Below are 13,824 nucleotides of genomic sequence, written 5' to 3' on the forward strand. Positions count from 1 at the left end.
CTTCTCCCCGCTTGCGGGGAGAAGGAAAAAGACCGGGCTTTCTGCCGGCAGGAGAAAACGGGTTTTCTTTTACCCACGTCCGCCAGCAGAATCGATCCATCCCCCTCCGACGGACGCACCGCATGGACTGGTCCTACGGCACCGCCCTGCTGATCGTCGACTGGCTGATCCGGCTGGCGGCGCTGTGGTGGATTCCCAGCCGCACCACGCCGGCCGCCGCACGCAGCTGGCTGCTGCTGGTCGGGTTCGTGCCGCTGCTGGGCCTGCCGCTGTACCTGCTGCTCGGGCATCCGTGGCTGTCGCGCGAGCGCATCGAGCGGCAGGCGCGGGCGTCGGACGTGATCCGCGAGGAACAGCGTCCGCTCAGTGCGCTGCGCTGGACGCCGTACGACGGCGCCGCCGCCGAAATGGCGCCGCTGATCGAACGCCAGGGCGCCTTCATGCCCACGCACGGCAACGCGGTGGCGCTGCTCGACGCGTACGACGCCTCGCTGCGCGCGCTGATCGACGACATCGACGGCGCCGCGCAGCAGGTGCACCTGCTGTACTACCTGATGTTCGACGACGCCGTGGGCGAAGCCGTCACCGCCGCGCTTTGTCGCGCCACAGCGCGTGGCGTGACGTGCCGACTGCTGCTCGACGCCGTCGGCGCCAAGCGCGGCCTGCGGGCGTACGCGCCGCGCTTGCGTGCGGCGGGCGTGCAGGTGCACGCGATGCTGCCCGGTGGCCTGCAGTGGCGGCGCAGCGGGCGCATGGACCTGCGCAACCACCGCAAGGTGGCGGTGATCGACAACCGTATCGGCTACGTGGGTTCGCAGAACCTGGCCGATGCCGTGTTCGTGCCCGGCCACCCGAACCGCGAGCTCGTGGCGCGCGTGCAAGGCCCCGTGGTGTCGCACCTGGAAGGCGTGTTCGCCAGCGACTGGTACATCGAGACCGGCGAACGCCTGGACGTGCAGCCGGACCTCAGCGTGCAGTCGCAGGACGTCGCCGCGCAGTTGCTTCCCAGCGGCCCGGCGTATCCGTTCGAGAACGCGCGCGACACCGTCAATGCGCTGGTCCATCTCGCGCGCCGCAAGGTCGTGCTGACCACGCCGTACTTCGTCCCCGACGACGCCACCCTCAGCGCGCTGCGCATCGCCGCGCTGTCCGGCGTCGATGTGCAGCTGGTGCTGTCGGCCACCAGCAACCAGACGCTCACCGCCTGGGCGCAGCAGTCGTACTACGAGGAACTGCTCGCCTGCGGGGTGAAGATCGCGCTGTACCGGCCGCATTTCCTGCACGCCAAGCACCTGACGGTGGACGACGACATCGCGCTGGTGGGCTCGATCAACCTGGACATCCGCTCGTTCGCGCTCAACGCGGAAATCGGCCTGGTCTGCTACGACGCCGGCGTGGTCGCGCGCATCCGCGCGATCGAGGCCGACTATCTGGCGCACGCGGACCACGTCGACGGCGGCGCCTGGCGCCGGCGCCCCGGCTGGCAGCGCAGCCGTGAAGGCGTGGCGCGGCTGGCGGATTCGCTGATGTAGCGGCATCGCGTCGCAGGGATGCACCGACCCGTTCGCCTACAATGGCGGCATGACCGAAGCGACCCCGACGCCCCTGCCGCCCTGCGACCTCGCAATCATCGGCGGCGGCGCCGGTGGCGTACTGGCGGCGATGCAGGCGCTGCGCCTGGCCACCGGACCGCTGCGCATCGTGATGATCGAACCGCGCGACGTGCTGGCGCAGGGCGTGGCCTATGCGACCACGCACGGCGAACACGTCCTCAACGTGCCTGCCGCGCGCATGAGCGCGTTCGACGACCGGCCCGCGGATTTCCTCGACTACGTCGTCGCCACCACGCCACCGGGTGGGCCCGACCGCGACACGCTGGCGCATGCCTTCATCGAACGCCGGCGGTATGGCGAGTACCTGCGCATCCGCCTGCAGGAGGCCGTCGCCGCCAGTCCCGCGTCGCTGCTGGTCGTGCAGGACAGCGTGTCCGAACTCGACGCACGCGACGACGGCGCGACGCTGCATCTGGCGGCGCACGGACCGCTCGAGGCCAAGGGCGTGGTGCTCGCCGTCGGCAACACGCCGAAGCCGCTGCCGGCGCGCGGCGCGCCGCAGCTGCCGGAAGGCCGCTCGCTGGCGGCCTGGGATTTCGATGCGGTGAAGGCGATCCCCGCCGACGCCGAATTGTGCATCGTCGGTTCCGGCCTGAGCATGGTGGACACCGTGCTGAGCCTGGCCGACAACGGCCATACCGGCGCCATCCATGTGCTGTCGCGCCATGCCCTGCTGCCGCTGCCGCACTGCCATGGTCCCGCCGCCACGTTCGACCCGGCCCCCCTGCAGTCGATGAGTCTGCGCGCACGCATGCGCTTCCTGCGTGCCGCGGCGAAGCAGGCCGTCGCCGGCGGCCTGCCGTGGCAGGCGGCGATGGAACGGATCCGTCCACACGGGCAGGCGCTGTGGCAATCGCTGTCGATCGCCGACCAGCGCCGATTCCTGCGCCACGTGGTGCGCCAGTGGGACGTGCATCGCCACCGCATCGCGCCGGAAGTGCACGCCGTGCTGCAGGCGATGCTCGACCGTGGGCAGCTGCGCCTGCACCGCGGCCGGCTGGACACGGTGATGAACGAAGGCCGCCGCCTGCGCGTGACCACGCACACTCGCGACGGACGCACCGACGAGTTCGACGTCGACTACGTGGTCAATGCGACCGGTGTGGAAATGCGCGCGCAGACCATGCGCAACCCGCTGCTGCACGACGTGCTGGGCAAGGGCCACGCGCAACCGGGACCGCACGGCATCGGTCTTAAGGCGGCACGCGACGGCCGCATGGTCGACGCCGACGGCACCGCGCAGCCGCGCGTGTTCATCCTCGGCAGCCTGCGCATCGGCTGCGTGTGGGAGAGCATCGCCATCCCCGAACTGCGCGGCCAGGCTGAGACGGCCGTGCGCGAACTGCTGGCGATCCCCGCGCCCTGACCCGCCACCGCGGCCTGCGGCAGCCGGTACACTCGGCGACGGGTTGAGCGCCGGGAGAGGGCGTTGGTTTCCAGCTGGATCCTGCTGTTGGTGTCGATCGGCTACGCCGCGCTGCTGTTCGGCGTGGCGTGGTGGGGCGACCGCCGCCCGATGTATCCCGACCGCCCCTGGCTGCGTCCGGTCGTCTACAGCCTGGCGCTGGCGGTGTACTGCTCGTCGTGGACGTTCTACGGCGCGGTGGGCAGCGCGGTGCGCAATGGCCTGGGCTACCTGCCGATCTACCTGGGTCCGGTTCTGCTGCTGCTGTTCGGCTGGCGCATCATCGAGCGGTTGGCGCTGATCGCGCGCAGCGAGAACACCGTCTCCATCGCCGACTTCATCTCCTCGCGCTACGGCCGCTCGCGTCGGCTGGCGGCATTGGTCACGGTGATCGCGCTGATCGGCGTGGTGCCGTACCTGGCACTGCAGTACAAGGCCGTGGCGATGAGCCTGAGCGTGCTCAGTGGCGCCGGCGGCGACAGCACGCACGGCTTCTTCACCGATCCTGCCCTGTATGTCGCGCTGCTGATGGCGCTGTTCGCCGCGTTGTTCGGCACCCGCCAGGTCGATGCGACCGAGCATCACCACGGCATGATGCTGGCGATCTCGCTGGAGTCGGTGGTCAAGCTGGTGGCGATGATCGCGGTGGGCGTGTTCGCCTATCTGTGGCTGGACGACAACGCCTTCCGCGTCACCGATTCGGCGCGCACGCTGTTCGAGAACGCGCCGCCGGTCGGCTTCATCGCGCAGACGCTGCTCGGCTTCCTGGCCATCGTCTGCCTGCCGCGCCAGTTCCATGTGGCCGTGGTCGAATGCAGCGACGTCGGCGACATCCGCAAGGCGCGCTGGCTGTTCGGCGGTTACCTCGCGCTGTTCTCGCTGATGGTGGTGCCGGTGGCGGCCGCGGGCGCGTCGCTGTTCGGCGGCACCGCCGTCGCCGACGACAGCTACGTGCTGGCGTTGCCGCTGGCGGAAGGGCGCACCGCCCTGGCGATCATCGCCTATATCGGTGGCTTCTCCGCGGCCACCGGCATGGTGATCGTGGCGAGCATCGCGCTGGCCACCATGGTCAGCAACGACCTGATCATGCCGGTGCTGCTGCGACGCGGCTGGGGCAAACGCCATGCCGAAGCCGACGTCGCCTCGCGCGTGCTGTGGATCCGCCGCGTGGCGATCCTGCTGCTGGCGCTGACGGCGTACTCGTACTACCGCAGCAGCAGCAACGACAGCACGCTGGCGTCGTACGGCCTGATGGCGTTCGCGGCGGTCGCGCAGTTCGCGCCCGGCCTGATCGGCGGCCTGTACTGGCGCGGCGCCAGCCGGCGCGGCGTGGAGGCCGGCATGGTGCTGGGCTTCGCCACCTGGATCTACACGCTGCTGCTGCCGACGATGACGCAGGCCGGCTGGTTCGACCTGCTGTGGCTGCACGACGGCCCGTTCGGGATCCGCTGGCTGCGTCCGCAGCAGCTGTTCGGCTTGAGCGGCTGGGACACACTGACGCACGGCACGTTCTGGTCGCTGCTGGTGAACACCGGCGCCATGATGATCGTCTCCGCGCGCTCGCGCCCCGGCGTCGACGAGCGCCTGCGTGCCGCGCCGTTCCTCGACCCCTATGCGCAACGCCCCGCGCTGGTCGCGGGCGAATGGCCCGGCAGCGTGCGCGTCGGTGACCTGCGCACGCTGGCCGAGCGCGTGGTCGGCGAGCGGCACGCGCGCCGCGCGTTCGCCGAGCAGGCGCAGCTGCTCGAACGCGAATTCCAGCCCCATGCACCGGCGGATCGCGCGTGGGTGCAGTTCACCGAGCGCCTGCTTGCCGCCGCGATCGGTGCGGCCTCCGCGCGCATCGTGCTGACCAGCGTGCTGCGCGGCTCGGGCATGGAACTGGGCGAAGTGGTGGCGGTACTCGACCAGGCCGGCCAGGAGCTGCGCTTCAACCGCGAGATCCTGTCCACGACGCTGGAGAACATCAGTGCCGGCGTCAGCGTGGTCGACCCGGACATGCGCCTGGTGGCATGGAACCGCCGCTACCAGCAGATGTTCGGGTATCCCGACGGCATGCTGTACGTGGGCCGCCCGGTCGCCGACCTGATCCGTTACAACGCCGAGCGCGGCGAGCTCGGCGATGGCGACATCGATGCGCAGATCAACAAGCGCATCCGCTACATGCGCGCCGGCTCGCCGCACATCTTCGAGCGCGTCCGTGCGGACGGCCAGGTGATCGAAATGCGCGGCCAGCCGCTGCCGGGCGGCGGTTACGTGACCAGCTACAACGACATCACCGACTTCAAGCATGCCGAAGCGCTGCTGCTGGAAACCAACGAGACGCTGGAACAGCGCGTCGCCGAGCGCAGCGAGGCGGCCGAGCATGCGCAGCAGTCGCGCACGCGCTTCCTGGCGGCGATCAGCCACGACGTGCTGCAACCGCTCAATGCCGCGCGCCTGTTCGTCAGTGCGTTGCGCGACAGCGAACAAGGAGCCGACGACCAGGCGCAGGAGCGCAAGCACCTGGCCGAACGCGTGGACGCGTCGCTGCGCGCGGCCGAGGAACTGCTCGACGGCCTGCTCGATGTCTCGCGCCTGGATGCCGGCGGGCTGCAGACGCAGATCACCGACTTCGATGCGGGCGAACTGCTTCGCGAACTCGCTGCGCAGTACGCGCCGGTCGCCGCCGGCCGCGGCCTGAAACTGCACGTGCACGCACGCGCGATACCGGTGCGCAGCGACCGCCGCCTGCTGCGCCGCGTGCTGCAGAACTTCCTCGCCAACGCGCTGCGCTACACGCGCGAAGGCCGCATCGTGATCGGCATGCGCGTGCGGGGCGAGCGCGTCGTGCTGCAGGTCTGGGATACCGGCCCCGGCATTCCCGAGAACCACATGCGGCAGATCTACGACGAGTTCCACCGCTACCAGCAGCCGTTCGACTGGGGCGAGCGCGGCTTGGGCCTCGGCCTGTCGATCTGCCAGCGGATCTCGCGCCTGCTGCAGCACGAACTGGATGCGCGCAGCACGGTGGACCGCGGCAGCATGTTCTCCATCGTCGTGCCGCGCGGCGCCGCGCCCATCGAGCGACGGACGTCGCCGCGCCGCACACTGTCCTCCGACTCCCTCGCCGGCCTTCGCGTGCTGTGTGTCGACAACGACCGCGAGATCATCGACGGCATGCAGGCGCTGCTCGGCCGCTGGCAGGCGGACGTCATCACCGCCACGACGGTCGACGAGGCGCTGGAGAAGATCGCCGAAGGCCCGGCGGTGATGCTGGTCGACTACCACCTGCACGACCGCCTCGACGGCCTGGCCACGCTCGACGCCCTGCGCGCCGCCAGCCCCGGCCCCATCGCCGGCGCCCTGCTCACCGCCGACGGTCGCGACGAGCTGAAGCGCGAAGCCCGGGAACGGGGCTATCGCCTGCTGACCAAGCCGGTGAAGCCCGCCTCGCTGCGCGCCTTCCTGGCCGCCCACCACGTGCCAAGCACCATGCCCGCCCCCACCGAGTGAGGTTTTCCACACACGGACCTACCTTCCGCCGGGCACCCGCACTCCCGGCGCAGTCAGCGTTATCACCCCATCGAGCCCCTGATAATCCCGCCTCTTGGCGAGTGCCTGATAACGCCCGGGCTATCAGCAGCCGATACGGAAGCGCGCTGGCGCAAGACGTTGATGTCACAAAGGAAACACCCGATTGACGACCCTCCGCCAAGATTCAATACTCGGCGTTATCACCCCATGTATGGGGTCTACTAGGTGTTATGCGTGGGTTGGTGTGTCGGTGTTGTCGGCTTCGGTGACGCGCTGATCTTTCTTGCACTACGGCTTCGGCGTTGGTCGGTCGCTGACTCATCCGGACCATTGGTATTTCCGCACTTCGCTTCACTCGGCTTCGTACGCGCTACGTTCGTGCCGCTCTGCACAAGGATGGCTTCATGACCTTCAGATTGGCGGCACCATTGGCTTCGGCTGTACAAGCACCGGCCACTCACTGTCCCCACTCCATCCAGTGATTGTCTCTTCGCCCGGATTTCTCGGCTAAGATCGCTTCGGCAGCACGGTGTACCTACTACCCAGACTGCATAACAGTTCGTTCAAGCCGAACCCGCTTCGCGGGTCGGCTTAACTCAAGGTGTTATGCGTGGGCGGGTGTGTTGGTGTTGTCGGCTTCGGTGATGTTCTGCTTTCTCACCCGCTCATGGCTTCGGCGTTGTTCGGTCGCTGATCTCGTCCGGTCGCCGCATTCCCGGCTTTGCTTCAATCGGCTTCGGATGCAACACGCTCGCGCCGCTCGGCTGCCCGATACGGGACTGACCTCATGCAGGCGGCGCCATCGGCTTCGGCTGTACAAGCACCGGCCACTCACTGCCCCCACTCCATCCAGTGATTGTCCCTTCGCCCGGCTTTCCCGGCTAAGATCGCTTCAACAGCCCGGGGGTACCTACTACCCAGGCTGCATAACAGTTCGTTCAAGCCGAACCCGCTTCGCGGGTCGGCTTAACTCAAGGTGTTAGGCGGCATACCATGCGTTCTCGCAACCCTTACAAGCCGCCCGGATCTGACATCACTCCACGGTCATCGCTCAAGCACTCTGATGGACGGGCAACCAAGCGAGCTCTTCGGGCCTCCGTCGGTAGTGGTCTGGCTGCTGTAGTCGGCTTTGGCGCGGGCATGTTCTGTTCAACTCTCTACAGGCGGCATTACTACCCAAACGATCTAGATCCGGTTGACCTCACAATTGGCGCCATTTTGCTCTGGGTGTGGCTGGGCACTTGGCTAGCTGGCACCGTCTTGGCGGCATGGCTAGCTTTTCGGAGCTATCCACGCAATGCCGCCTAACAATTCATTCAAGCCGAACCCGCTTCGCGGGTCGGCTTAACTCAAGGTGTTAGGCCGCAGGAACAGCATGCAACGGCTCACAAAGCTTTGGTTCGCTTTCTCTGACTTGCTCGCATGGCCTCTGCTCGCTTTCTCTCTGGTGGGCGCCATCGCTTTCCCGTTCGTCGGCCCCATTTATGCACGCATGGCCCAGCAGTCCATCACAACTTTCACCATAACTAGCACTTGTGCTCTCTGGTTGATCGTAGCTGCAGGTGCTTACGCCATCACCCGCCGCAAAGCGCTAGGGCTGTTGCTCGTTTTGTCGCCTGCCATTGTTTCAGCCACCTCGGGCAAGATAGCTTTTGCTCTAGTGCTTGCTGTAGCGTGGGCGCTAGCGTTTGCAACCCCTTTTCTTCTCGCATTCCTTCAGGCTCGTTCGGCGGCAACATCCAAGCCAGCGGCCTAACAAATCATTCAAGCCGAACCCGCTTCGCGGGTCGGCTTAATTCCGGTGTTATGCGTGGGCAGGTGTGTTGATGTTGTCGGCTTCGGTGATGCGCTGATCGTTCTTTTGCCAGCGGCTTCGGCATTGATCGGTTGCTGACATGGCTTGGTCGCGCGCGTTTCCTGGCTTCGCTTCACTCGGCTTCGGATGCAACAGGTTCGCGCCGCTCGGCTGACGGATGCAGGGCTGACTCCATGGGGGGCGGCACACTTGGCTCCGGCCACAAAAGCGCGGACCACTCACTGCCCCCACTCCATCTAGTGATTTTCTCTTCACCCAACTTTCTCGGCTAAGATCGCTTCAACAGCCCGGGGCACCTACTACCCGGTCTGCATAACAGTTCGTTCAAGCCGAACCCGCTTCGCGGGTCGGCTTAACTCAAGGTGTTAGGCATTGCATTAACTATGACCGCGAGCTTTGAAGAATGGAGAGCGGAGCTTCTGCACGTAGGCAACATCGTGCAGGACGGAGATGACTCGATTGGATGGAGCGAAAGACAAGCTCGTTTCAATCGCTACGTTGAGATGCTCGATGCACTCAAGGGATCGGAAGGATTTGAGTATGTCCTCGCAGTGTTTGAATCGTTAAAGGCAGAGAATGACTACGGCGCTTACCAGATAGCCGACCGAGCCGCGTGGCGGTTTGGTGAAATTTCGTACTGCACAGCCCTAATCAACGAGCTTCCTCGACTAATTGAGGGCCTGCCGGATCGTGCCGGAGATCTCGTTGGCTCAATCGCCAACGCGTACGGCACAAAAGATGAGTCGATAATCCGAGTCTTCAACCAGCTTCTTTCAGAGGTTTCCCCTGCTGACAAGCAAGATATCGATGGATTCATTCGACAAGAAGAGGGGCCTACCGGCTGGCTACGCGATCGAGCTGGCGTCCTAGGCAGCAATGCCTAACAATTCATTCAAGCCGAACCCGCTTCGCGGGTCGGCTTAATTCTGGTGTTATGCGTGGGTTGGTGTGTTGGTGTTGTCGGCTTCGGTGATGTACGGGATGCCGCTGCGCCATTAGCTTCGGTGTTGGTCGGTTGCTGACGTAGCCTGATCGCCTGCGTTGCCCGGCTCCGCTTTAATCGGCTTCGGATGCAGCAGGTTCACGCCGCTCGACACGAGGATGGCTTCAGAACTTTCGGATTGGCGGCGCCATTGGCTTCGGCCGATAAAGCGCGGGCCACTCACTGTCCCCACTCCATCGAGTGATTTTCTCTTCGCCTCGCTTTCTCGGCTAAGATCGCTTCGGCAGTCCTGGCTACCTACTACCCAGGGTGCATAACAGTTCGTTCAAGCCGAACCCGCTTCGCGGGTCGGCTTAACTCAAGGTGTTAGAGGGCAGATGAAGCGCTACCCACTTCTCGCAGTGGTTGCAATGCAACTGACTGCATGCGTCTCCATCCCGGCAGATGGGATTGTCCGTGCAGTCGGCGAGGTTGTGACTGATGCTTCTTGCGTTGTATCCCTCTCGAGTCCTGAAGATCCTAGTCGCGCACTAGATGCCAAGCCCGTGCAAGGAGAATTTGCCGTCAATTTCATGGTTCCGCCAACGCTCAAGGCTTACGTTGTCTCTCTTTCTTGTAATGGCGATCTGCTAAGCACCAAGCACGTTGTCAGGCCACAAAAGCAGGCAGCCGATTTTGGACGGATTGCCCTCTAACAGTTCATTCAAGCCGAACCCGCTTCGCGGGTCGGCTTAATTCCGGTATTAGCGCTCATGAGCAGCAATGCCGCAATTCAAGCGCTGGAGACATCACTGTCTATGGAGTCCTCCACGCCCAACTTGGGCAAAGGGGATCGCGAGACATATTTACAAGAACAGCGCTTAGCTCTACGAGTATGCGTTGTTGAGCCAGTGGTTGTGACGGCCCGCGCGGGAAGTTGGGCTCAGCAGTACTGCGGCATGAGCGCCAATCCATATCGGATGATTGCCGTTGCATACTTCAATAGCAAAGTTGGTCAGGGTGAGTTCAACCCGTCGACGCAACGGCTTGGCTCAGCTTAGCGGCTGGCGTCTGGAAGCCCAAGGTCTTACGAGGTCTTTCGTTGAGACGTCTGGCGATCTTGTTCAAGAATGCCTGCGAATGGCGGGATAGATCCGTGCCGTCGGGGAAGTACTGCCGCAGAAGGCCATTGGTGTTTTCGTTCGAACCGCGCTGCCAAGGGCTTTGCGGATCGCAGAAGTAGACCTGCGTGTCGGTCGCCACGGTGAAGTTCTTGTGGCTGGCCATCTCACCGCCTCGATCCCACGTCAGCGATTTTCGCAGCGCGGTTGGCAGTGTTTTCACTTGCCGGCTCAGCGCCGAGACGACGCTGCTGGTGTCCTTACCCTTCACTTTCACCAGCATCACGAAGCGCGAGTGCCGTTCCACAAGCGTCGCGATGTGGGAATTGTTGCTGCCCGTGATCAGATCACCCTCCCAATGCCCTGGCACGGCGCGATCTTCGACCTCCGCCGGACGCTCCCGAATCGATACCGCGTCGATAATCCCGCCGCGAGGCGTCGCGGTGGCCAGCTTTGAGTGGCGCATACGGCGACGCGTGCGCAGGTGCGCCAGGAGTTCCTTCTTGAGCAGGCCGCGCGCCTGGATGAACAAGCTCCGGTAGATCGTTTCGTGCGACACCTGCAGTGCCTGGTTGAGCGGGAACCTCAGCTTAAGCCAGCCGGCGATCTGTTCCGGCGACCACTGCTGGCCCAGCTTGCAAGCCACCAACCAGCGCAGACGAGGGTTATCGGCCAACCGGCAAGACTGTGGCCTCCGGGCTGCCTCCCAAGCGGCCTCATCGGCATGTGCGGCCCGATATCGGTCACGGCCACCATGCCGTGCCACTTCCCGGCTAATCGTCGAGGTAGGCCGCCCTAGGCTGAGCGCAATCTGGCGAAACGACTGGCCAGAAGCTAGGCATCGAGATATCTCTTCGCGGTCCATTAAGCTCAGCGACCGGGCGGATCGGCGACGTTCCCTCGGCGCGATCCCGCCTTGCGCGGCCAGAACCCCGAAAATCGAACCCGGATTCTTGTCAAAGAAGCGGGCAATGTCGCTGAGCGACTGGCCGCCCTTCCATCGTCGCCATAGATCTCGCTTCTGGGCTCGAGACATGCCGGGCCGTCCCATCCTTGCCATATCGTTCGCTCCTATCAGTGCAACTGTTGATCATGTTGCATTGACGGGTTGAACTCACCAGTGCCTTTTATACAATCCCGATACCGGACTGTTCTCCCTCGCATACGGGCACTTGGATAGCCCGGATGGAGTTGAGCTGATTGGACATTCGTCTACCGACGCGCTTGGTGAATGGCTAGGATGAGCGCTAACAAATCATTCAAGCCGAACCCGCTTCGCGGGTCGGCTTAATTCTGGTGTTAGGCCGCAGGAGAATCACCATGTCATTGACCGACAGCAAGTTCTACGCCCCCGCGTTCTACGCTGGAACCGCACTTTGTATCGTTTCCTGCCTGGCTATTGCCTTATCGTTCCTGTTGTCGACCGCCCAGTCCATTCAAATTGCGGTTCGGTTCGGAGGCATAGGGCTGCTGCTTGTCGGATTCTTCTTTCTTGGATTCGGGCTTCTAATTCGTGCAGCGAATAAGGGACCAATCAAAAGTGACCCTAGTTACAAGCCATGGGACAATTTCGGCTAATCCCGCATAGACTGCGGCCTAACAATTCATTCAAGCCGACGCGGTAGTTCCTACGGTTTAGTGGACACCCCGACCTAACCCTCAGGAGTGTCCCAATGCCAAAGCCAGGCCCCAGAACCATCCATCGCTACAGCGATGCCTTCAAAGCCTCTGCCGTGCGTTTGAGCCAGCAGCCCGGCGTACGGGTCGGCGATGTCGCCCAGTCGCTTTACATCCATCCCTTCATGCTGTCTCGTTGGCGAAGACTCGCGCGGGAGGGCGTTATCGTGACCAAGGGTGCACCGGTGGATCCGTCGACGGCAGCCGAGCTGAAGGCGCTGCGCAAGATCAAGCGGCAGTACGAGCAACTCAAGCTCGAGCATGACCTTTTAAAAAAAGCGATCGCGTTCACTTCCGATCGAAAAGCGAAATCTTCGCCTTCATCGAACACCACAAGGAAACCTGTCCGGTGAGGGCGATGTGCCGCCTTTACCGGGTCAGTGCCGCCGGCTACTACGCCTGGGCTCGGCGACCGGTGAGTGATCGCCGGATCGAGGACGCCTCGCTGATAGAGAAGATCCGCCAGGTGCATGAGGCCAGCCGACAGACCTATGGCAGTCCCCGGGTGCATGCCGCCCTCCGGCGACAGGGAGAGCCGATCGGACGACGCCGGGTCGAAAGGCTGATGCGGCAGGAAGGCGTGCGTGCCTGTTCGGCCCGCCTGTACCGCCGTCGCCCCGGCCTGGCGCGGTTTCTGGACAGCGTCCCGAGCCGCGCGCACGAGCAGCCCTGCCAACGACAGGATCAGGTGTGGGTCGGCGATGTCACCTACCTCAAGGTCGCCGGCCAATGGCGGTATCTGGCCACCGTGATGGATCGCTACTCCCGCCGCCTGCTGGGCTGGTCGCTGGGATCCGAACGCACGGCCTCGCTGACCCGTCGCGCCCTGACTGCCGCCCTGCGCACACGCACGCCGGCCTGCGATACGCTGTTCCACAGTGACCGCGGCATCGAGTTCATGGCCAACGACTTCAGGCAGCGACTGAGACGGTCCGGGCTGGTGCAGTCTGTCAACCGGCCGCGTCGCATGAACGACAACGCGCACATGGAGTCATGGAACAAGTCGATGAAGTCGGACATGTATCACCGCCACCGCTTCGACAGTGAACGCGCGCTCCGCTCGGCGATCAACGACTACATCCAGTTCTACAACCACCAGCGCCTGCACTCGGCGCTGGGCTATCGATCACCGGTGGAGTTCGAGCAGTGCCGCTAGAGAATTGGTGTCCACTTTTTCGTAGGAACTGCCCGCCGCTTCGCGGCGCGGCTTAATTCAGGTGTTAGGCCCCATGGACACGCTCTCGCAAGATCAGCTCAAGTCAATTGCTAGTTTGGTTGCCGACCGCACTCTCACGGCGCTAGAGCGTGAGTCACGCGCGCATTCCATTGCCGGATCGCAAGAGCTAGCCCATCGAGCACTGGATTGGCTTCCTGAAGCTTTCGGTCTCGTTGCTCTCAGTCGCATAGAGGGACTTGATCTACCCACAACGTTCTCTGCCAAGAGCAGAAGCGGAACGTGGCATGAGTTTCCGCTATCCGCGGAACCCCTTTACGCACAAGCACTCGCCCTCACACATGATCCCGAGGTGCCGTTTAAAGCAGTTGCTGAGCAAAGTTCATGTGTCAATGCCGTGGACAATGTCCTTAACTCAGGCGCCTCCGTGCAAGGCGCTAAAGTTTCTGGCCCGGCGCTTGTTGGGATCCCTGCGGAGGCATACTTATCCGCAAGTGGGCGCCATGAGATTGGGGCCTAACAATTCATTCAAGCCGAACCCGCTTCGCGGGTCGGCTTAATTCAGGCGTTAGAGGTGCGC

At 64.0% G+C, this 13,824-nt stretch carries 8 protein-coding genes; 7 read left to right on the forward strand and 1 reads right to left on the reverse strand.

The genetic code is table 11. The features are described from left to right. The first annotated feature begins 122 nt into the window (after positions 1–122). The 4 genes from cls to ACGHX3_RS18495 all read left to right on the forward strand — a co-directional run bounded on the left by cls (position 123) and on the right by ACGHX3_RS18495 (position 9,234). Positions 123–1,532, forward strand: coding sequence for a cardiolipin synthase (cls, locus tag ACGHX3_RS18480; RefSeq protein WP_213603743.1), 1,410 nt, complete (start codon positions 123–125; stop codon positions 1,530–1,532). A 49-nt stretch (positions 1,533–1,581) separates the two neighbouring features. Further along, positions 1,582–2,979, forward strand: coding sequence for an FAD/NAD(P)-binding protein (locus tag ACGHX3_RS18485; protein ID WP_394695784.1), 1,398 nt, complete (start codon positions 1,582–1,584; stop codon positions 2,977–2,979). Positions 2,980–3,042: 63 nt separating this feature from the next. Next, positions 3,043–6,513 (forward strand): NahK/ErcS family hybrid sensor histidine kinase/response regulator, encoded by a 3,471-nt coding sequence (locus tag ACGHX3_RS18490; RefSeq protein WP_394695785.1) that lies wholly within the window; start codon positions 3,043–3,045, stop codon positions 6,511–6,513. A 2,220-nt stretch (positions 6,514–8,733) separates the two neighbouring features. Continuing rightward, entirely contained in the window at positions 8,734–9,234 is a 501-nt protein-coding gene (locus ACGHX3_RS18495) for a hypothetical protein (protein ID WP_394695786.1), read from the forward strand. A 1,064-nt stretch (positions 9,235–10,298) separates the two neighbouring features. Here ACGHX3_RS18495 and ACGHX3_RS18500 read toward each other — a convergent pair. Then, on the reverse strand, positions 10,299–11,453 hold the full coding sequence (locus tag ACGHX3_RS18500) for an IS30 family transposase (RefSeq protein ID WP_054663587.1): 1,155 nt from the start codon (positions 11,451–11,453) through the stop codon (positions 10,299–10,301). Between the two features lie 260 nt (positions 11,454–11,713). On the opposite strand from ACGHX3_RS18500, the gene ACGHX3_RS18505 reads away from it, so the two are divergent. The 3 genes from ACGHX3_RS18505 to ACGHX3_RS18515 all read left to right on the forward strand — a co-directional run bounded on the left by ACGHX3_RS18505 (position 11,714) and on the right by ACGHX3_RS18515 (position 13,226). Next, a complete protein-coding gene (locus ACGHX3_RS18505) occupies positions 11,714–11,971 on the forward strand; it encodes a hypothetical protein (RefSeq protein ID WP_394695787.1) in 258 nt (85 codons plus the stop codon). Positions 11,972–12,066: 95 nt separating this feature from the next. Next, positions 12,067–12,423: a transposase gene (locus tag ACGHX3_RS18510; RefSeq protein WP_213605476.1), complete on the forward strand. Its 357-nt coding sequence runs from the start codon at positions 12,067–12,069 to the stop codon at positions 12,421–12,423. Continuing rightward, a complete protein-coding gene (locus ACGHX3_RS18515) occupies positions 12,393–13,226 on the forward strand; it encodes an IS3 family transposase (RefSeq protein ID WP_394697279.1) in 834 nt (277 codons plus the stop codon). Before ACGHX3_RS18510 ends, ACGHX3_RS18515 begins: the two co-directional genes overlap by 31 nt. The last annotated feature ends 598 nt before the right edge of the window (positions 13,227–13,824 follow it).

Origin of the sequence: Pseudoxanthomonas japonensis, from assembly GCF_043632995.1 — a bacterium.
GTDB lineage: Bacteria > Pseudomonadota > Gammaproteobacteria > Xanthomonadales > Xanthomonadaceae > Pseudoxanthomonas_A > Pseudoxanthomonas_A japonensis.

What these genes read in the sequence shown, in the direction of transcription:
- cls (WP_213603743.1), top strand. Translation starts at nt 123, where the DNA reads ATGGACTGGTCCTACGGCACCGCCCTGCTGATCGTCGACTGGCTGATC.
- ACGHX3_RS18485 (WP_394695784.1), top strand. Translation starts at nt 1,582, where the DNA reads ATGACCGAAGCGACCCCGACGCCCCTGCCGCCCTGCGACCTCGCAATC.
- ACGHX3_RS18495 (WP_394695786.1), top strand. Translation starts at nt 8,734, where the DNA reads ATGACCGCGAGCTTTGAAGAATGGAGAGCGGAGCTTCTGCACGTAGGC.
- ACGHX3_RS18500 (WP_054663587.1), bottom strand. Translation starts at nt 11,453, where the DNA reads ATGGCAAGGATGGGACGGCCCGGCATGTCTCGAGCCCAGAAGCGAGAT.
- ACGHX3_RS18505 (WP_394695787.1), top strand. Translation starts at nt 11,714, where the DNA reads ATGTCATTGACCGACAGCAAGTTCTACGCCCCCGCGTTCTACGCTGGA.
- ACGHX3_RS18510 (WP_213605476.1), top strand. Translation starts at nt 12,067, where the DNA reads ATGCCAAAGCCAGGCCCCAGAACCATCCATCGCTACAGCGATGCCTTC.